This window comes from Herbaspirillum sp. AP02, assembly GCF_015767275.1.
GTDB lineage: Bacteria > Pseudomonadota > Gammaproteobacteria > Burkholderiales > Burkholderiaceae_D > Herbaspirillum.
The window spans coordinates 33,073-50,940 of record NZ_JADWMY010000009.1 but is presented as its reverse complement, the minus strand read 5'-3'; the positions used below and the strand labels follow the sequence as shown (position 1 = coordinate 50,940).

Here is a 17,868-nt window from a genome sequence, read left to right as displayed (position 1 = left end):
ATCACCCCATCCGCCGCCTACGATTAAAGGAGAAAGCCATGACCTACCAAACCCTCATCAGTGCCAGCGACCTCAAGGCGCGTGCGCAATACCTGAACCTGGTGCTCGTCGATTGCCGCCATGACCTCGCCAATCCGGATTTCGGCCGCCAGGCCTACGCCGCCGGTCACCTGCCAGACGCCCGCTTCGCGCATCTGGACGAGCTGCTGTCCGGCCCCAAGACCGATGCGGCCGGCCGTTTCCATGGCCGCCATCCGCTGCCGGATCGCCAGCAGTTCGTCCAGGCCATGCGCGCCCTGGGCATCAACAACGATACGCAAGTAGTGGCCTACGACGCCCACGGTGGCATGTACGCCGCCCGCCTGTGGTGGCTGCTGCGCTGGATCGGTCACAGCGACGTGGCGGTGCTCGATGGCGGCATGGCGGCATGGCAGGCGCTGGGGGAGAGCCTGAATGCCGAGCTGCCGCCACCGGCTGCGGCAGGCAATATCCAGGACCTGTCTTCGCTGGTGCCGACGGTGGATGCGCAAGCGTTGCTGGAGAACCTGCGCAATCCGTCCCTGCAGGTGGTGGATGCGCGCGCGCCGGATCGCTTCCGTGGCGAGAACGAAACGCTGGACGCGGTCGGTGGACACATCCCGGGCGCGAAGAACCGCTTCTTCAAGGACAACCTGCAAGCCGATGGCCACTTCAAGAGCGCCACGCAATTGCGCGAGGAATGGCTGGCAGTGATCGGCGATCCGCAGGCCGCCGTCATGCAGTGCGGCTCGGGCGTCACCGCCTGCCACAATCTGCTGGCGCTGGAAGTGGCAGGCCTGTCGGGGGCCAGCCTGTATCCGGGCTCGTGGAGCGAATGGAGTTCCGATCCGCAGCGACCGGTCGCGACCGGTAACTGATTCCCCCTCGGCCGCTCAGGCCGGGTCCGGCGCTACCTGTCCGGCCTGTCCTGCCAGTCCCCCCAGTCCCGTCTGCTGCAGGCGGGACATGAAGGTCTCCACGAATTGCTGCACCATCACCGGCGCATCGCGTCGGCGCAGCAAGGCAACTTCCGAGTGAAAATCGGCGTCCTTGAGGGCCGGGAAACTGACCCCGGCCGACAAGGAAATGCTGGCCATGCTCTGCGGCACCACGGCGATGCCGAAACCCGCATTGACCAGACTGAGCAGGGAATTCTTGCGCGAAGTCGCCCGCGCCACGCGGGGATAGAAGCCATGTGCAATGCAGCGCTCGGCCACCAGGTAGCTCAATCCGCCCCGATCCCGATGCGGGACGGTGACGAAGAATTCATCCCGCAATTCCGCAATCTCTACCTCGGTGCGCTGCGCCAGCCGATGCCCGGCCGGTACCGCCGCCACCAGGCGCTCGCGGTACAGCACCGTGCTCTCCAGGTCGGGATTGGCGCGCAGGATGGGCAGCCGCGCCAGTCCGATATCGGCACTGCCTTCGACGATCTCGCGGGCCTGGTATTCGGACGGGGTCTGGGAAATCTCCAGGGAAATACCGGGAAAATCCTTCAGCACATCATTGAGCGTGGGGCCCAGGGGCGCGGTCAATGGCACCGAACTGGAATGCAGCAGGCGCAACGCGCCATGCTCACCCTTGCCGATGGTGCGGGCCTGGGCCACGGCGCGGTCCAGATCGAGCAAAATCCTGCGACTGCGTGCATAGAAGTCCTGGCCGGCCTGGGTCAGTTCAAAGGCCTTGGCATCGCGCTTGAGCAGAACCACGTCGAGGTCGGCTTCCAGCTCCTTGATCTGCCGGCTCAGGGCCGATTGCGCAATGAACAGGCGCTCGGAGGCACGGGTATAGCCGCGTGCCTCGACGATCTCGACGAAGTAGCGCAACTGCCGGATTGAAATCATCTGCCCTCTCCTCCCCTGCCCGGTCGGCCATATCAAATTGAGATGGCACGCCGGCTGATTTGATATTGGCGCTGTGTGCGCCCTCCACCTACATTGAAGCCATCCGCTGCTCTGCGCAAGGTGTCCCAAGCCGGACGCCCTAAGCCGGGTCCGCAACGTCTATGAAAGGATGGATCATGCTTCAAGACCTGCTGTTGTTCATCGGCCTGCTGGGACTGGTCTGCAGCATCGGACTGCGCTGGGTGCTACGCAGTCGGGGCGATCATCGCGAGGGTTCTCTCTACCAAGACCAGGCGCCGGAGGTGCTCAATGACCGTGCGCGTGCCGCGTCAGTGCCAGCACGATCAGTACCCCGGCGGCAATCAGGATCACCTGCGGAATGGTCTCGCGCAACGTGGCGCGGCGCTGCATCTGCGGCATCAGGTCGGAAACGGCGATGTAGATGAAGCCCGATGAGGCGAACACCAGTACGAAGGGAATCCACTCCATGCCCCGCTCCAGCATGAAATAGCCCAGCGTGCCGCCGGCCACCGCCATGAGGCTGCAGATGAGGTTGTACACATAGGCGCGGGTGCGCGAGAAACCGGCATTGAGCAGTACGATGAAGTCGCCGATCTCTTGCGGAATCTCATGGGCGATGATGGCCAGCCCGGTCACCAGACCCAGATGCGGATCTGCCAGGAAGGCGGCGGCGATGAGGATGCCATCGGTGAAATTGTGCAGGCCATCGCCGACCAGGATCATCCAGCCGGCCTTGCCGGCTTCCTTCTTGTCGTGGCCGTGGTGATGGCCGTGTCCGTCATCTTCGTGATGGTGCGAGTGGCGCAGGATGGCGGTCTTTTCCAGCAGGAAGAAGGCCAGCAGGCCGCCCAGCAGCACCGCGAACAGGGTATGGGGCTCGGCCTGGGATTCGAAGGCTTCGGGCAGTGCGTGCAACAGCGAAGTCGACAGCATGATGCCCACCGACAGGCTGACCAGGCGCTCTACCATCTTCGACAGCAGGGCAAACGAGAACACCGCGGCAGCGGTGATGCTGACCACGCCGGCCAGGGTGGTGGCGAGGAGAATGGAAACGAGTGTGGGGTCGATGACGGGCCTCGGGCGAGTGCAAGGGCGCGCCGGCAGGCGGCCCAAAGCCCGTTATTGTACGCCCGGCGTGATGACGCTGCCATCGATGCTGCCATCGACGCGACGCGAGCCGGCCAGCAGCAGCGGGTTGAGGATCAGGACGATCTGCCCATCCCCCAGCACGGTGGCGCCGACCAGGCCGGCCAGTGTCGCCAGCTGCGGGCCGACCGGTTTGACGACCACCTCACGATTGCCGTTGACGTGATCGGCCATGATCACCATCAGTTCATCGCCGCTCTTGATCAGCAGGGCGAAGGCGGATTCGGCGGCGGCCGGGTCACGGCCGCCCGGTTCCTGCTGTTCACCCAGCAGGTCATGCAGGGGATACAAGACCAGCCGCCGGCCATTGACCTCCAGCGCCCGCTGCGCCAGGGCCTGGCGCGCCTGCTCGCTGCGCAGTTGCAGCACACTGTCGATCAGGGTGGAAGGGATGGCGTACTGCTGCCGGCCATGCTGCAGCAGGCAGACCTGCTGCACCGCCAGTGACAGCGGCAGATAGAGCGTGAACAGCACACCCTGCCCGGCCCGCGAATGTACCGTCATACGTCCGCCGAGGGCCGCCACCTCCGCCCGTACCACGTCCATGCCGATACCGCGACCGGCCAGGGCCGAGACCTGCGCCGAGGTACTGAAGCCTGGCTCGAAGATCAGTTCAGTCAGCCCGGCCTCGCTGGCGACCAGGGCGGCAGGCAGGCCGCGTTGGCGGGCCTTGCGGCGAATGGCAACCAGGTCCAGGCCGCGACCATCGTCACCGACGCGGATCACGGCCTCGTTGCCCTCGTGACCAGCCTGCACGCGCAGTTGCCCGGCCGGTGGCTTACCGGCCCCGTGGCGTGTGGCCGTATCCTCGACACCATGGACCGCGCAGTTGCGCAACAAGTGCTCCAGCGGCCCCATGAGGCGCTCCAGAATGGCGCGGTCGATCTGCAGGCGACACTCAGACAGGTCCAGCGCCAGTGGCTTGCCGGTCTCGGCGGCCAGCTGGCGCGCCAGATGCTGCAGGCGTGACTCCATGCTGTTGAAATTGATCATGCGCGCGTGCATCAGGTCCTGCTGCAACTCGCGGGCATAGCGTCCCTGCTGGCGTAGTCCTTCGCAGGTCCGGCCGACACCATCGTGGAGGCGCTTCTGCTGCCGCCAGGCCTGCCCCAGCACCGCCTCCATGTCGCTCGTAGTGGCCTGCAGCTCATGCGGAATGACCTCGCCCCCGGCAGCATGGCGCTGCAATTGCCTGACCTGTTCGGCCAGGGTACGCAATTGATCACCGAGTACACGCACATCACCTTGCAGGGCCGCCAATTCGTTGTCCAGCCGGGCGCGCATGATCGAAACTTCGCCGACCTGATTGAGCACCCGGTCCAGCACGGCAGTACGGATGCGCAATACATGCGCCACCCGGGAATACGACTGCGGGCCACCCGACCGGCATGTTGCAGGGACCGACGCGGCTGCCTGCTCCAGGGTACTGAAATGCTCCATTGTCTGGTCGTACAGCCCCAGCAGCGTGGTCAACACCTCGGTCGCCTGAGCCGTGTCGTTCGCAGGCAAGCGCTGCAGCACGCTCTCCATCTCGTGCACGCACTGGCTCAGACGCATCGCGCCGACCATGCGGGCGCTGCCCTTGAGGGTATGCAGTGGACGTGCCAGTTCGGCCAACAGGTCCGTATCGGCAGTGACATGGCGATGGCCCGTGGGGAGTGCCAGCAAAGTCTCGCCGATGCTGGCCATGAGTTCCTGCGCTTCCTCCAGAAAGACCGGTAGCAAGCCGGGATCGATCACGTCGTGCGGCGCGAGAGCATCGGCGGCGCTCGGCGTGGGAACCTCACTGTTGGAGAGGGCTACAGCAACCGGAGAGGAAGGTTCTGCCAGCAGGCGCGCCAGCTCGTCCAGGCCATGTGCGATCAGGAGCAACGTGGGCGGCGCCAGGGGACGATCGGGTGCGTGCTGCTCCAGCAGCGTAATGAGGCGGGAGGCGATATCGGCCAGCTGCACTACGCTGCGACTGCGTGCACAGTCGCGCAAGGCCAGCAGTGATCGCCTATACAAAGCCGGCACAACGCCGGGCTGCCCTTGGTCAAGACAGGTGCGCCAGGCGCTGTCCTGCTGGCGTACGATGGCCAGCAACGGCAGGAGGGTCTGGCGCAGTGCAGTGTCGATGCTGGCGGTAGCGCAGCCTTGCGGATCTTGCCTGATGGGGATGGACATGGCTGAAGCGGAATCCACGGAGGCGGAATCGAGCTGCATGACTGGCCGCGCCCGCTCAGGAGACCGTCACGCGAAAGCGCGAGACCGAGTTTTCCAGCTTGCGGGCGGCATCCCATAACTCTTCGTACAAGGTGGAAACCTGTTCACGACTCTGTTCGATGAAGTCGTTCTCGGTCAGGATGCCCTGGATCTGCTGGGCCACGCCATTGGCCGAGACTGCCTGCTCCCGGGTGGCGGCCGCCATGCCCTGGATCAGTTCGGCCAGCTTCTTGGAGACGCTGCGGATATCGGCCAGGGCACTGCCGGCGGCGTCCGACAGGACGGCGCCTTCGGTGACGCCGGTGGTGGACTTTTCCATGGCCACTACCACGTCACGGGTATCGGCCTGGATCATGCGCACCAGGGAGCCAATCTCGCGGGTAGCAGCGCTGGAGCGTTCGGCCAGGTGCTGCACCTCTTCGGCCACCACCGAGAAACCGCGCCCGGCCTCGCCGGCCGAGGCCGCCTGGATGGCGGCATTCAAGGCCAGCACGTTGGTGCGTTCGGTAATGTCGGAAATCAGTTCGGTGATTTCGCCGATCATCTGCGAAGACGCACCCAGGCGGGTGATGCGGTCCGACGTCTCGCTGATCTGTTCGCGGATGCCATCCATGGCCTTGACGGCGTCTTCCACCGCACGCGCACCGCGCTCGGCGACCACCACCGCATGGCGTGCCACATCGGCCGATTCGTCGGCCGACAGCGAAATGCCGGTGATCTGCCTGGACATCTCCAGCATGGCCTGGGCGATGCGCTGGATGCGGCGCGCCTGGGCGCGGGCAGCCTCACCCAGCTCGGTGGTGGTGCCGCGGACCTGCTCGGAACTGAGCGCCACCTTGGAGGCCATCTGGGTGACCTGTTCGACCAGGCCACGCAGGGCCTCTACCGTGTAGTTGACGGAGTCGGCAATGGCCCCGGTGACGTCGTCGGAGACCGTGGTATGCACCGTCAGATCGCCGTCGGCGACCTTTTGCAATTCGGTCATCAGTCGCAGGATAGCGGCCTGGGTCAGGTGGTTGGCGCGCATGGCCTTTTCTTCCTCCCGTTGCGCCAGTTGGCGCTGCGACTCCGCCTCCTGGCGTCGGGCCTCAGCGGCGGCGGCATTGTTACGGCTGCTCTGCAGCTGTACCAGGGCAATGCCCACAGCACTGAGCAAGGCTGCGATCATCGCCGCCAGGATTGCCCAGAAGGTCCAGGACCTTGCCTTCAAGGCGTTGCGATAGGCATCCTGCAATTCGGTGAGGTGGCGCTTCAGGGTCTCATTCTCGACGAATACCAGTTGCTCGGAGCGCTTGGCAGCGATGAAATTCTGCAGGTTGCCGAGAATGCCGGCGATCTCTGGCTGGTAATCGGCAAATACCCCGGCAAGCTCCTGCAGCTTCTCGCGCAGGTCGGGGTCCGCGGCCGGCCGCAGGCGCAGCATCTGGCTGCCCTCCAGCAGGCTCTTCAGGAGATCGCCGAAGGCAGTGATGTCCTTGCCCAGCATGAAGGCAGTTTCAGGATTGACGCCGTCGGAAGTGAGGAATTCGTTGGAGCTGCGCCCCAGACGCAAGGTCAGCATGACCAGTTGGCTGGCTGCGTTCATCTCGCGGGTGGTGGGTCGCCCTTCCGATTGCAGCATGGCGATCTGCTCGCTCAGGTCCAGCATCACCGGAAGCAACTGGTTGAGGTGCTTGAGGGTGGTACCGAATCCGGTGAGCTCCTTTTTCATGCCCAGGATGGTATCGGCAGCCTGATCGGTACGCCGCCACATGCGCGCCACGTTCTCCAGCGCGGGCTTCATGCGGGCATCGGGGAGGCCGATGGTCTGCCCCTGGAAGCTGCCGCCGCTGCTCAGCAGCAGAAGGTCGCGATTGAATTCGGTGCGACTCTGGGCCAACTGGATGAAAGCCTGCGGATTGCCCTGGATGGCGTTGGGCACGGCCTTGCCGATGCGCTGTGAATGCATCACCAGATCGGAGGCGAGGTTGGTCTGCAACGTGGCCAGCACATACAGTCGCGCGCCCAGCCACATGAACAGAAACAACGCCGTCAGCGACAGGGCCAGCACCCCCAGCAACATGCGCGTCTGTGTGCGCAGCGTGTAGCGGTGCAGATACGGCAGGCGAAGGCTGGCGGCTGGCGCGATGATGGAGGCGCCCGGACCGGACCGCGTTGCGGTCTCGGTCTGGATCGCTGTCGCAACCGGCGCGGTTTTTTTCGACAGATACGGCAAGGTCGGTTCCATGACCGGTGTTCCTACCCCTATTGTGTGGGTCTTGTGATGGTGCAGTGGTGATTGAAGGCCGGCGTGGCCGCGCCACGGTCTTGTCAGAAGGATGATTTAACGTCCTACCTCCAGGAAACTGCTGTCCTGACTCAGTTGCGCCAGGTCCAACTCATCCCATTGTTGACCGCTGCTGTCTTTATAACGTCGGTTGGCACCGAGAATACGAATTCCTTCATCGACATTTTTCGAGATTCTTGCCATTTCTGTGATGTCACGCAGTCCCAGGACAGCCGACACCAGCAAACCACACTGTGGTGCCATCCCCGGCGCCAGCAATAACGCATGACTGGCCCTGCCGACCCGTTGCAAGGGCGCCCCTGCCAACCCCATCAGATCGGCCAGTCCGATCAGGTTGCCGCGAATGTTGAGCAGGCCGCGAAACCAGGGTCGCGTCGCCGGCACCGGGGTGATGGCATGCCCGGTCAGGGGAACGATTTCGCCGGCCTGTGCCAGCCGCACCAGGCAACGTTGCCCCGCCATGGCGACCGCCAGGCGCCGCGTATTCAGGCTTTCATGGTTGGATGCAGCCATGCGCGCCAGCAATGAGGCCTGGAACTGCTCCAGTCCCTCGCGAGCCTGCCGATCCTGCGACGGACAGACGTGTTGTGCGTCGATGACGAAATCCTTCGTATGTGGCATACCAGCCCTCGTGAAACGATAAGAGAAATGCACTATGGATCGGGCTCGCGCCGATACCACCGATAAACTGAGCGCCCAGCCAGTTGCCTGGCGTGGCTCAGGGTGCAGACCTGTCTGGGGAATTGTCCGAAACCAACGGGTGGGCGTCTGGGCGCCCATCATCCGGTGAGCCGGGCAGTGCTGGTACAAGGCTCGATTTTACCCAGAAAATCCCGAAGAATTTCCAAGCGGCAAATTTATTCAGCCATGCATCACAATAATCTGACGGGAAAATGCCACGTTAGAAGAATTTGATCCACATCAAATCCCATATGGCGAGAAAAAGCAGAGGAAGACGGCGTCCCCATCCTGGATGGAGACTCCGCTAAAGGACTTGCTATCCAGCGTTACTGCGGCATTACTGCGGCATTACTGCGCTTGGCACTTCGGTCAGATCGCGACCATCTCGAAATCTTCCTTGCGGGCGCCGCATTCCGGGCAGGTCCAGTTGATGGGCACATCGTCCCAGCGGGTGCCGGGGGCGATGCCTTCTTCCGGCAGGCCTGCCTCTTCGTCGTAGATCCAACCACAGATCAGGCACATCCAGGTTTTGAATTCGGTTTGGCTGCTATTCGTCACGGCTGACTATCCCTAAAATCAATCAAGTAAAATGCTAAGTCAGCTATCTTAATCTACTCGACGTGCAAAACCAAACTCCCCCTCTCATCCTGAGCTTCGGCGCCGCTGATCCGGTAGGCGCCACCGGCGTCCAGGCGGATCTCGCCACGTACGCCGCCATGGGTTGCCACGGTTTGTCCGTTGTGACGGCCCTGTTGATCGGCGACACCGCCCGCGTCGAAGACGTGCAGGTGGTCGATGTCGACTGGGTCGCCGACCAGGCCCGCGTAGTCCTGGAAGACATGGCCGTGGCGGCCTTCAAGGTCGGCGCGCTGGGCAGTATCGAGAATATCTCGGTGATCGCCGAAATCGTCTCCGACTATCCCGACGTCCCCCTGATCCTGGATCCCTTCATCAGCGCCCTGGCCAATCAGGAAGACGAAGATGACCGCCTCATCGCCATCCGCGAACTGCTCATCCCGCAGGCCACCGTGATGGTGGCCTCGGCCGGCGAACTGACCCGCCTGGCCGAGACCTGGCGCGAACCGGTGACTGGCGATGCGCTGATGCTGGACGCCATGCGCATCATCGAGATGGGCTGCGAATACTTGCTGGTGACCAATACCCAGACCGATCTACAGGAAGTTGCCAATTCCCTCTTCGATGAGTCCGGTCTGGTGCGCCAGGACGCCTGGCCGCGCCTGCCCGGCTCGTTCGTCGGCGCCGGCACAACCCTGTCGGCAGCACTGACGGCGATGCTGGCCAATGGCCTGGAGGTGCCACTGGCGGCCTCCGAGGCGCAGGAATTCACTCTGGCCGCTCTGGCCAATGCCCAGCGCATCGGCATGGGCAAACTGATGCCGGACCGTTATTTCTGGGCGCGCGAATCTGAAGATCCGGACGCGCCTCCCTCCATCAACTGAACTGATCCCTGGATTTCATCCTTCGCACGCTCATGACCAAGACCAATGCCTCGCTCTTCGCCCGCGCCCAACAAAGCACGCCGGGCGGCGTCAATTCCCCTGTACGCGCCTTCCGCTCGGTAGGCGGCACCCCGCGCTTCATCGAACGGGCCGAAGGGCCCTGGTTCTGGGATGCCGAAGGCAAGCGCTACATCGACTACATCGGCTCCTGGGGTCCGGCCATCGTCGGCCACGCCCATCCGGAAGTGGTCAAAGCGGTACAGCAGGCGGCCGCACGCGGACTGTCCTTCGGTGCCCCCACCGAGGCCGAAATCGAGATGGCCGAAGAAATCATCAAGCTGGTGCCGTCCATCGAACAGATCCGCCTGGTCTCCTCCGGCACCGAGGCGACCATGAGCGCCCTGCGCCTGGCCCGCGGCGCTACTGGTCGCGACAAGATCATCAAGTTCGAGGGCTGCTACCACGGGCACGCCGATTCGTTGCTGGTGAAGGCCGGTAGCGGTCTGCTGACCTTCGGCAATCCGACTTCGGCAGGGGTACCGGAAGATTTCGCCAAGCACACACTGGTGCTGGACTACAACAACGCGGCGCAGCTGGAAGACGCCTTCAAGGCATCCGGCAACGAGATCGCCTGCGTGATCGTGGAGCCGGTGGCCGGCAACATGAACCTGGTGCGCGCCAGCGATGAATTCCTGCAAACCATGCGCCGCCTGTGCACGGAGTACGGTGCCATCCTGATCTTCGATGAGGTGATGTCCGGCTTCCGCGTGGCACGTGGTGGGGCCCAGGAGTTGAATGGCATCGTTCCCGACCTGACGGCGCTGGGCAAGGTCATTGGCGGTGGACTGCCAGTCGCAGCCTTCGGGGGCCGGGCTGAGGTCATGAAACACCTGGCGCCGCTAGGCGGCGTCTACCAGGCCGGCACCCTGTCAGGCAATCCGGTAACGGTGGCGGCGGGGATGGCGACGCTGAAGATCATCCAGCAACCGGACTTCTACAAGCATCTGGCCACCCAGACCCGCAAGCTCGCTGACGGCCTGGCGGCAGCAGCCGGCGCGGCCGGGGTGACGTTCTCGGCGGATGCGGTGGGCGGCATGTTCGGCCTGTACTTCGATGCAAAGGTGCCGGCCAGCTATGCCGAGGTAATGCAGGGCGACAAGGAGCGCTTCAACCGCTTCTTCCACAAGATGCTGGACGCCGGCATCTACTTCGCACCCTCGGCATTCGAAGCCGGCTTCGTCTCGGCGCAGCACAGCGATGCCATCATCGAGGAAACCATCGCCGCGGCAGCGAAGGCATTTGCAGAGCTGGGCTGAGGCTGGAGCCAAGGATGGGCAGATCGCCAGCCGCGCGATCTGCAAGAAATGAAATGAAAAAAGGACGCCGCGGCGTCCTTTTTCTTAGCTTCTCGACCTGAGGTCCGAAGCAACTAGCTGGGCTTACACCGAGAATGACGAACCGCAACCGCAAGTGGTCGTGGCATTCGGGTTCTTGATGACGAATTGAGCGCCTTCCAGGTCGTCCTTGTAGTCGATCTCAGCGCCCACCAGATACTGGTAGCTCATCGAATCGATCAACAGCTGGACGCCGTTCTTGCTCATCGTGGTGTCGTCTTCGTTGACGATTTCATCAAAGGTGAAACCGTACTGGAAACCCGAGCAACCGCCACCCTGCACGAAAACGCGCAGCTTCAGGTCGGGGTTGCCTTCTTCTTCAATCAGTTGGGCCACCTTGGCGGCGGCGCTGTCGCTGAAGTTGATCGGGGCGGGCATGTCGGTTTGTTGCAGTTCGGCTACGGCATTCATTTCGGGCTCCTGCTGGGCTTGAGGCGGATCAATACACTAGATCGATAAAGCCATTATAAGCGCTTGCGGATTTTCATGCTTCCGACGATGCAGCCAGCTTCAGCACCGGGGTCTCCAGGGCCTGATCATGGCTGAGCTTGCCCGACACCAGGGCACCACCGTGCATCTCCAACGCCTTGTAGAAGACGTTGCCCGTGATGCGAGCCTTGGGTTGCAGTTCCAGCAATTCGGAGGAATGAACGTCGCCGACGATCTCGCCATTGACGATCAGATGCGCCGCACGTACCTCGCCGACCACCTTGGCGTGCTCGGAGATCACCAGCACACTGGCCTCGCCGCTTTCGGCATTGATGTTGCCATTGATATTGCCGTCGATGCGCAGGCCGCCCCTGAAGCCCACATCGCCCTTGATGGTGGTGGACATGCCAATCAGGCTGTCGATCGTGCTTTTGGTCTTGCGTGTAAACATGGAATCACCTCACAGATCTACCGACTGCTGGGCACGAACCTGGCCGCGGTCGAGAACACGAACGGCAACCGATTTGACGGTGGCCCCCTCGGGGATATTCAGCAAGCCTTCGACCCGCTGGTAGTACTTGAATGCGAGTCGGTAGCGCGCCTGGTCGGCGGCATTGCCTTCAGGAAAATTGAGTGTAGCACTTTTGCCGCCCTGCACAATATTGATACTTAGCTGTAGGTTTCCTGCAAACTGTTGCGTTCCCCCACCACCTTGCATCACCAGCACGCGATAGCGCAGCTGGGTCGGCGCTGCCTGCTCGGCCTTGAAGCGCTGGATCGTGATGCCAGGTGCGCCGAGATTGGTCGGCAGCAGGCTATCGAAGAAGGCCAGGTCCTCCTTCTGGCGGTTGTTTTCCGCTTCCAAGTTCTTCACCTGAGTCGCCAGCGTGGCCTGCGTGGTCTGCGCAATCTTCACTTCATTCTGCGACGCATTGGAAGCAGATTGCAAGCGCTCGTTCTCGGCAGTGAGCTTCCTGACCTGTTCACTCAGTTGCTCGATCTGCTCACCGGCATCCCCGTGCAGGCCCGGCAGGTTGTTGCGACCGAGCTGGTAGGTCCAGACCGCCGCCAACGAACCCACCGCCAGCACCGCCGCCCACAGCAAGACCATCAGTGGCCATGGCAGGTGCCGCTTGATGGTCATCTTCGGCGCAGAAATCGTCATGCGCTGACGCCATAGGCGGTACTTCACGGCAGGACCGGGACCTGCTGCAGGCCAGTGGCCTCATCCAGACCGAACATCAGGTTCATGCACTGGACCGCCTGACCCGAGGCCCCCTTGACGAGGTTGTCCTGGACTACCAGCACCACCACGGTGTCGCCACCGTCCGGACGATGCACGGCCAGGCGCAGCATGTTGGAAGCACGCGTGGTGCGGGTTTCAGGATGCGAACCAAAGGGCAGCACGTCGACGAAGGGTTCATCCTTGTAGGCGGCCTCGAACAGGGCCTGCAGGGCGGCGTTGTCGATCTCCTTGGTCAGGCGCGCATATAGCGTGGAATGCATGCCGCGGATCATCGGCACCAGATGCGGCGTGAACAGCAGGCCGACCTTGTCGCTGGTCAGGTGCGACAGGCGTTCGATGGTTTCCGGGGAGTGACGATGGCCGGATACGCCATAGGCCTTGAAATTGTCCGAGGCTTCCGAGAACAGCAGGCTCAGCTCGGCCTTGCGACCGGCGCCGGAGACGCCCGACTTGCAGTCGGCGATCAGGTGCGACGCATCGATCACACCGGCCTTCAACAACGGTGCGAAGCCCAGTTGCATGGTGGTCGGATAGCAGCCCGGATTGCCCACCACGCGGGCCTTGCGGATGGCTTCGCGATTCAGTTCGGGCAGGCCGTAGGCGGCTTCCCTCAGCAGGTCGGTGCAGCTGTGCGGCAGCTTGTACCATTTTTCGAAAGCAGCCACGTCCTGCATGCGGAAGTCGGCGGCCAGGTCGATCACCTTCACGCCGGCAGCCACCAGTTCAGGCGCCTGGGCCATGGCCACGCCGTGCGGGGTGGCGAAGAAGACGACGTCGCAGTCGGTCAGCCTGGCTTTATCCGGCGAAGAAAATGCCACGTCAACGCGGCCACGCAGGGACGGATACATCTCGGCCACGGGCATGCCGTCTTCCTTGCGCGACGTCACAGCCTGCACCTTTGCCTGCGGGTGGGTGGCGAAAATACGCAGCAATTCGACGCCGGTGTAACCGGTTCCGCCAACGATACCTACCTTGATCATGTCTGGTCCTTGCGAAAAAAGGCGAAGAAACACCGCCATGGCGAGCGAGCGCCGGACGCGCGTGCAACACGCACTGGAAAGCTTTCCATTTTATCAGGAGAATATTTCCCGCTGATTTCCCGTCAGGAAGTTATTTCGTGAAACGACCGCATTTTCTTGCCGGCCAGGCTCATCGAATCGCCAACCATGGGCCACCCATCGACCACTCCATAGCTCTGCAATGGCCAACGAGCAAAAAGCAAAAAGCCGCCGGCACGCATGCCGACGGCTTTCTGTAATGCAAGAAACGATTAACGCTTCGAGAATTGCTTTGCGCGACGTGCCTTGCGCAGACCAACCTTCTTACGTTCGACTTCACGCGCGTCACGAGTGACGAAGCCTGCGTTCGACAGAGCCGACTTCAGGCCGGCGTCGTAGTCGATCAGGGCGCGGGTGATGCCGTGACGCACAGCGCCGGCCTGGCCGGATTCGCCGCCACCGTGGACGTTCACCTTGATGTCGAAACGTTCGACGTTGCCGGTCAGTTCCAGCGGCTGACGGATCACCATCAGGCCGGTTTCACGGGAGAAGTACTCGGCGGCGGGCTTGCCGTTGACGACGATATTGCCCGAACCTGCCTTGATGAAAACGCGCGCCACTGCACTCTTGCGACGGCCGGTTCCGTAATTGTAGTTACCGATCATGTCTGTTCCTTAGAGGGCGAGGGGTTTCGGTTGCTGCGCGGAGTGCGGATGGTTGCCATCTGCATACACCTTCAGCTTCTTGATCATGGCGTAGCCCAGCGGACCCTTGGGCAGCATGCCCTTGACGGCCTTCTCCAGCGCACGGCCGGGGAAACGCTGTTGCATCTTCAGGAAGTTGGTTTCGTAGATGCCGCCCGGATAACCGCTGTGGCGGAAATAGGTCTTTTCAGTGGCCTTGGTGCCGGTCACGCGCAGCTTGCCTGCGTTGACGACGACGATGAAGTCACCGGTATCGACGTGCGGAGTGAATTCGGGTTTGTGCTTGCCGCGCAGTCGGAGTGCCACTTCGCTGGCAACACGTCCGAGGACCAAGTCCGTCGCGTCAATCACGAACCACTCGCGCTGCACCTCATGGGCTTTAGCGGAAAAGGTCTTCATGTTTGACTTTCTCTATCAATGTATAAACGCTCAAAGTGGCGGTTCCGGTCATGCGGGCCAGCCTGTGATGCCGGGGCCGGCCTGGGTGTTTCGCTTCGCGGACTCATCCTTTTATCTTCCCGAGCGCATGGGAAAGCCCGCAAGTATAGCCTTTTCAAGGACTTAGCGTCAAAAGGTTTCGGGGTTTTGTGGCGGGAAAGTCGGACGGGGAGCGAGCTGGCGGAAGATTCGTTGCCTGTGGCACAACTTCCGCCCGGCACCGCAGGAAAAAGGACAAAAAAAACCCGGACACTGTGGTTCCGGGTTTAATCCACACCAATGAGGAGAGTGGAGGAGACATCGTTACGTGCTGCAAAAACTTCCGTTGAATTCAATATAGCAAAGCGGTTTGTGCATTGCAATAAGGATCTGCAGATTATTTGTAACCGTCTGAAAGTAGCGTCACAGAGGGCCCAATGTGGAATTTGGACGCTAAAGGAAAGTACGAAAATGAATAATATTTCAACAATTTTCTGCGACGCAATAATCACCAATCTTCACCTCACCCTCTTCCTGGCGTGCCATCGCTGCGGCCGGAGCCATCAAAAGCTACAATAGCCAGCCTCACACAACCGATTTGGACGATACAGATGGAATGCACAGTGCGCTGGACCGGCTTGTCCGGCATGACCTTTACGGCTGAAACCGGCTCGGGCCACCTGTTGACGATGGATGGTGCACCCGATGGCGGTGGCCGCAACCTGGCGCCGCGTCCGATGGAAGTGGTGCTGGCCGGCACCGGTGGCTGCACTGCCTACGACGTAGTGGTGATCCTGCGCAAGAGCGGCCAGGACGTGCGCGGCTGCGATGTGACCCTCAAATCCGAACGCGCCGACAGCGACCCCAAGGTCTTCACCAAGATCCATTTCCACTTCACTGTACGTGGCCGCAATCTGAAGGCAAATGTTGTCGAACGCGCCATCAAGCTATCGCACGACAAATATTGCTCGGCCTCGATCATGCTGGAAAAGACCGCCGAGATGACCCATTCCTTCGAGATCATCGACGACCTGACCGATACCTCCTCGGCAGCCGTCCAGCAGCAGTAAGTCGGACGAGCGCCATGAAAAAAGCGGCCGCGGCCGCTTTTTTCATTCCTGCACTTTCCGCATCGATCAGATCCGGTAGGCCACGGTCGTCATCACCTTGGCCATGGCCTTCATCAGCCCCTTGACCGGCGCCGGCATCTCGGCCGCCCCAAGGTCACGCGCCGCCTGGCCATGCTCGATTTCGTCGATGCGCATCTGGTCGACGATGGCGCGAGAGCGATTGTCCTGCGCCGGCAGTTTTTCCAGGTGGCCCATCAGGTGGTGCTCGACCTGGCGCTCGGTCTCGGAAACAAAGCCCAGGTTGCGGGCATCCCCGAGCCGGGCGGCGATACTGCCCAGCACGTAGGCGCCGCCATACCACAGCGGATTGAGCAGGCTGGTGTGCGAACCCAGCTCGCGCAGGCGCTCGGCGGTCCAGGCCAGGTGGTCTTCTTCCTCGATGCCTGCGCGGGCAAAGGCGCTCTTGATATCTTCCTTCTGCGCAAAGCGGCCCTGGGCATCGTACAGCGCCTGGGCACACACCTCGCCCACGTTGTTGACCCGCATCAGCCCGGCCGCGTGGCGCTTCTCGGCCTCGTTCATGACCCCGTCCGGCAGGCCGCGCCCCGGGTTGGGACGGCTCTCGAACACCACGCCATTGATCACGCGCAGCGCCTTGTCGAAATCGGTAATCAGTTCATCGACGAATTGCATACACCTTGCCTTTCTCTCGTTGTTGAGGACATCCCGGCGATCCTTGCCAAGATCGGGCTGACCGATGGCCGGGGACGGAGGAGCTGGGCTGTTTGCCTGTGGGGGTCAGACCATCTTCCAATTAATCTGTTCGCCGGCCGACAGCGGCACCACCGTGGCGTCGCCCATCGGCAGCTCGGCCGGAATGGACCAGCTTTCGCGCTTGAGCGTGACGGTGCCGGTGTTGCGCGGCAGGTTGTAGAAGTCGGGGCCGTTGAAGCTGGTGAAGGCCTCGAACTTGTCCAGCGCGCCGGCGGCGTCGAAGGCTTGGGCATACAGTTCCAGCGCATGCAGTGCGGTATAGCAGCCGGCACAGCCACAGGCATGTTCCTTGGCACCCTTGGCATGCGGGGCCGAGTCGGTGCCGAGGAAGAACTTGTCGTTGCCCGAGATGGCGGCGGCCACCAGGGCCTGGCGATGGGTCTCACGCTTCAACACCGGCAGACAGTAGTAATGCGGGCGAATGCCACCCTTGAACATCTCGTTGCGGTTGAACAGCAGATGATGCGCGGTGATGGTGGCGGCGGTCGGCCCTTCGCCGGCCAGCACGTAATCCGCCGCGTCCTTGGTGGTGATGTGTTCGAAGACCACCTTCAGCTCCGGCATGGCCTGGCGCAGCGGCTTCATGATGCGGTCGATGAACACCGCTTCGCGGTCGAACAGGTCGATCTCGGGATTGGTCACCTCGCCGTGGACCAGGAAGGGCATGCCGACTTCCTGCAGCACTTCCAGGGTCTTGTAGCACTTGGAAAGATCGGTCACGCCGGCATCCGAATTGGTAGTGGCACCGGCCGGGTAGAGCTTGACGGCCTTGACGAAGCCGCTTTCCTTGGCGCGGCGGATTTCTTCCGGCGGAGTATTGTCGGTCAGGTACAGAACCATCAGCGGTTCGAAGGCCATGCCTTCCGGCAGCGCAGCCAGAATACGGTCACGATAGGCACCGGCCTGGGCGGTGGTGGTTACCGGCGGCTTCAGGTTGGGCATGACGATGGCGCGCGCGAACTGGCGCGCGGTGTGCGGCAGCACATCCCGCATGGTGGCGCCGTCGCGCAGGTGCAGGTGCCAATCGTCCGGGCGGGTGATGGTCAGTACGTTGCTCATTGCAATGATCTCTCGGTCTGGAGTGGGAGTAGGGCGAGGCATCCGGCCATGCGGGCTGTGGAGAGCCAGCCGCGATGTCTTCAAGGGCAACATTCTACCGTAGCCGTCAAGCGCG

At 62.4% G+C, this 17,868-nt stretch carries 18 protein-coding genes; 4 read left to right on the top strand and 14 right to left on the bottom strand.

Annotation, left to right across the window (positions count from 1 at the left end):
• The first annotated feature begins 38 nt into the window (after positions 1–38).
• Complete coding sequence (locus I5R65_RS17660) at positions 39–896, top strand: sulfurtransferase (RefSeq protein WP_180666402.1); 858 nt, start codon at positions 39–41, stop codon at positions 894–896.
• A 15-nt stretch (positions 897–911) separates the two neighbouring features.
• Here I5R65_RS17660 and I5R65_RS17655 read toward each other — a convergent pair whose 3' ends face one another.
• From I5R65_RS17655 to I5R65_RS17630, 6 genes are all read right to left on the bottom strand, one after another.
• Positions 912–1,862 carry a LysR family transcriptional regulator gene (locus I5R65_RS17655; protein ID WP_180666400.1) on the bottom strand — a complete coding sequence of 317 codons (951 nt, stop codon included), beginning with the start codon at positions 1,860–1,862 and terminating at the stop codon, positions 912–914.
• 306 nt (positions 1,863–2,168) lie between these two features.
• Positions 2,169–2,930 (bottom strand): ZIP family metal transporter, encoded by a 762-nt coding sequence (locus tag I5R65_RS17650; RefSeq protein ID WP_077234808.1) that lies wholly within the window; start codon positions 2,928–2,930, stop codon positions 2,169–2,171.
• A gap of 72 nt (positions 2,931–3,002) precedes the next feature.
• The gene (locus tag I5R65_RS17645) at positions 3,003–5,195 is read right to left on the bottom strand and encodes a chemotaxis protein CheA (protein WP_231395225.1); all 2,193 of its coding nucleotides are present in this window, start codon (positions 5,193–5,195) and stop codon (positions 3,003–3,005) included.
• Between the two features lie 55 nt (positions 5,196–5,250).
• Positions 5,251–7,461: a methyl-accepting chemotaxis protein gene (locus I5R65_RS17640; RefSeq protein ID WP_180666396.1), complete on the bottom strand. Its 2,211-nt coding sequence runs from the start codon at positions 7,459–7,461 to the stop codon at positions 5,251–5,253.
• A 96-nt stretch (positions 7,462–7,557) separates the two neighbouring features.
• Positions 7,558–8,142: a chemotaxis protein CheW gene (locus I5R65_RS17635; protein ID WP_180666394.1), complete on the bottom strand. Its 585-nt coding sequence runs from the start codon at positions 8,140–8,142 to the stop codon at positions 7,558–7,560.
• Positions 8,143–8,571: 429 nt separating this feature from the next.
• Positions 8,572–8,724 carry a rubredoxin gene (locus I5R65_RS17630; protein WP_006461975.1) on the bottom strand — a complete coding sequence of 51 codons (153 nt, stop codon included), beginning with the start codon at positions 8,722–8,724 and terminating at the stop codon, positions 8,572–8,574.
• A gap of 98 nt (positions 8,725–8,822) precedes the next feature.
• Between I5R65_RS17630 and I5R65_RS17625 the strand changes: the two genes are divergently transcribed.
• Together I5R65_RS17625 and hemL are read left to right on the top strand one after the other, a co-directional pair.
• Entirely contained in the window at positions 8,823–9,662 is an 840-nt protein-coding gene (locus tag I5R65_RS17625) for a hydroxymethylpyrimidine/phosphomethylpyrimidine kinase (RefSeq protein ID WP_180666392.1), read from the top strand.
• A 32-nt stretch (positions 9,663–9,694) separates the two neighbouring features.
• Positions 9,695–10,978 (top strand): glutamate-1-semialdehyde 2,1-aminomutase, encoded by a 1,284-nt coding sequence (gene hemL, locus I5R65_RS17620; protein WP_180666390.1) that lies wholly within the window; start codon positions 9,695–9,697, stop codon positions 10,976–10,978.
• A 123-nt stretch (positions 10,979–11,101) separates the two neighbouring features.
• Here the strand turns inward: hemL and erpA are convergent, their stop codons facing one another.
• From erpA to rplM, 6 genes are all read right to left on the bottom strand, one after another.
• The gene (erpA, locus tag I5R65_RS17615) at positions 11,102–11,467 is read right to left on the bottom strand and encodes an iron-sulfur cluster insertion protein ErpA (protein WP_008331898.1); all 366 of its coding nucleotides are present in this window, start codon (positions 11,465–11,467) and stop codon (positions 11,102–11,104) included.
• A gap of 73 nt (positions 11,468–11,540) precedes the next feature.
• Complete coding sequence (locus I5R65_RS17610) at positions 11,541–11,936, bottom strand: polymer-forming cytoskeletal protein (protein ID WP_180666388.1); 396 nt, start codon at positions 11,934–11,936, stop codon at positions 11,541–11,543.
• A 9-nt stretch (positions 11,937–11,945) separates the two neighbouring features.
• On the bottom strand, positions 11,946–12,650 hold the full coding sequence (locus I5R65_RS17605) for a DUF6776 family protein (protein ID WP_180666386.1): 705 nt from the start codon (positions 12,648–12,650) through the stop codon (positions 11,946–11,948).
• A 23-nt stretch (positions 12,651–12,673) separates the two neighbouring features.
• Positions 12,674–13,711, bottom strand: a complete 1,038-nt coding sequence (gene argC / locus I5R65_RS17600) for an N-acetyl-gamma-glutamyl-phosphate reductase (protein WP_180666384.1) — start codon at positions 13,709–13,711, stop codon at positions 12,674–12,676.
• A 290-nt stretch (positions 13,712–14,001) separates the two neighbouring features.
• The gene (gene rpsI, locus I5R65_RS17595) at positions 14,002–14,394 is read right to left on the bottom strand and encodes a 30S ribosomal protein S9 (RefSeq protein WP_180666382.1); all 393 of its coding nucleotides are present in this window, start codon (positions 14,392–14,394) and stop codon (positions 14,002–14,004) included.
• A 9-nt stretch (positions 14,395–14,403) separates the two neighbouring features.
• The gene (gene rplM, locus I5R65_RS17590) at positions 14,404–14,832 is read right to left on the bottom strand and encodes a 50S ribosomal protein L13 (protein WP_006461967.1); all 429 of its coding nucleotides are present in this window, start codon (positions 14,830–14,832) and stop codon (positions 14,404–14,406) included.
• Between the two features lie 629 nt (positions 14,833–15,461).
• On the opposite strand from rplM, the gene I5R65_RS17585 reads away from it, so the two are divergent.
• The gene (locus tag I5R65_RS17585) at positions 15,462–15,920 is read left to right on the top strand and encodes an OsmC family protein (protein ID WP_180666380.1); all 459 of its coding nucleotides are present in this window, start codon (positions 15,462–15,464) and stop codon (positions 15,918–15,920) included.
• A gap of 66 nt (positions 15,921–15,986) precedes the next feature.
• Here I5R65_RS17585 and coq7 read toward each other — a convergent pair whose 3' ends face one another.
• The gene (gene coq7 / locus I5R65_RS17580; protein ID WP_180666378.1) at positions 15,987–16,613 is read right to left on the bottom strand and encodes a 2-polyprenyl-3-methyl-6-methoxy-1,4-benzoquinone monooxygenase; all 627 of its coding nucleotides are present in this window, start codon (positions 16,611–16,613) and stop codon (positions 15,987–15,989) included.
• A gap of 105 nt (positions 16,614–16,718) precedes the next feature.
• Positions 16,719–17,753: a dihydroorotase gene (gene pyrC / locus I5R65_RS17575; RefSeq protein ID WP_180666376.1), complete on the bottom strand. Its 1,035-nt coding sequence runs from the start codon at positions 17,751–17,753 to the stop codon at positions 16,719–16,721.
• Between the last annotated feature and the right edge of the window lie 115 nt (positions 17,754–17,868).

Coding starts and splice junctions, on each gene's coding strand:
- erpA (WP_008331898.1), bottom strand. CDS start 11,467: ATGAATGCCGTAGCCGAACTGCAACAAACCGACATGCCCGCCCCGATC.
- I5R65_RS17585 (WP_180666380.1), top strand. CDS start 15,462: ATGGAATGCACAGTGCGCTGGACCGGCTTGTCCGGCATGACCTTTACG.
- I5R65_RS17640 (WP_180666396.1), bottom strand. CDS start 7,461: ATGGAACCGACCTTGCCGTATCTGTCGAAAAAAACCGCGCCGGTTGCG.
- I5R65_RS17635 (WP_180666394.1), bottom strand. CDS start 8,142: ATGCCACATACGAAGGATTTCGTCATCGACGCACAACACGTCTGTCCG.
- I5R65_RS17605 (WP_180666386.1), bottom strand. CDS start 12,650: ATGACGATTTCTGCGCCGAAGATGACCATCAAGCGGCACCTGCCATGG.
- coq7 (WP_180666378.1), bottom strand. CDS start 16,613: ATGCAATTCGTCGATGAACTGATTACCGATTTCGACAAGGCGCTGCGC.
- hemL (WP_180666390.1), top strand. CDS start 9,695: ATGACCAAGACCAATGCCTCGCTCTTCGCCCGCGCCCAACAAAGCACG.
- I5R65_RS17655 (WP_180666400.1), bottom strand. CDS start 1,862: ATGATTTCAATCCGGCAGTTGCGCTACTTCGTCGAGATCGTCGAGGCA.
- rplM (WP_006461967.1), bottom strand. CDS start 14,832: ATGAAGACCTTTTCCGCTAAAGCCCATGAGGTGCAGCGCGAGTGGTTC.
- pyrC (WP_180666376.1), bottom strand. CDS start 17,753: ATGAGCAACGTACTGACCATCACCCGCCCGGACGATTGGCACCTGCAC.
- I5R65_RS17660 (WP_180666402.1), top strand. CDS start 39: ATGACCTACCAAACCCTCATCAGTGCCAGCGACCTCAAGGCGCGTGCG.
- I5R65_RS17645 (WP_231395225.1), bottom strand. CDS start 5,195: ATGTCCATCCCCATCAGGCAAGATCCGCAAGGCTGCGCTACCGCCAGC.
- I5R65_RS17610 (WP_180666388.1), bottom strand. CDS start 11,936: ATGTTTACACGCAAGACCAAAAGCACGATCGACAGCCTGATTGGCATG.
- argC (WP_180666384.1), bottom strand. CDS start 13,711: ATGATCAAGGTAGGTATCGTTGGCGGAACCGGTTACACCGGCGTCGAA.
- I5R65_RS17630 (WP_006461975.1), bottom strand. CDS start 8,724: ATGTGCCTGATCTGTGGTTGGATCTACGACGAAGAGGCAGGCCTGCCG.
- rpsI (WP_180666382.1), bottom strand. CDS start 14,394: ATGATCGGTAACTACAATTACGGAACCGGCCGTCGCAAGAGTGCAGTG.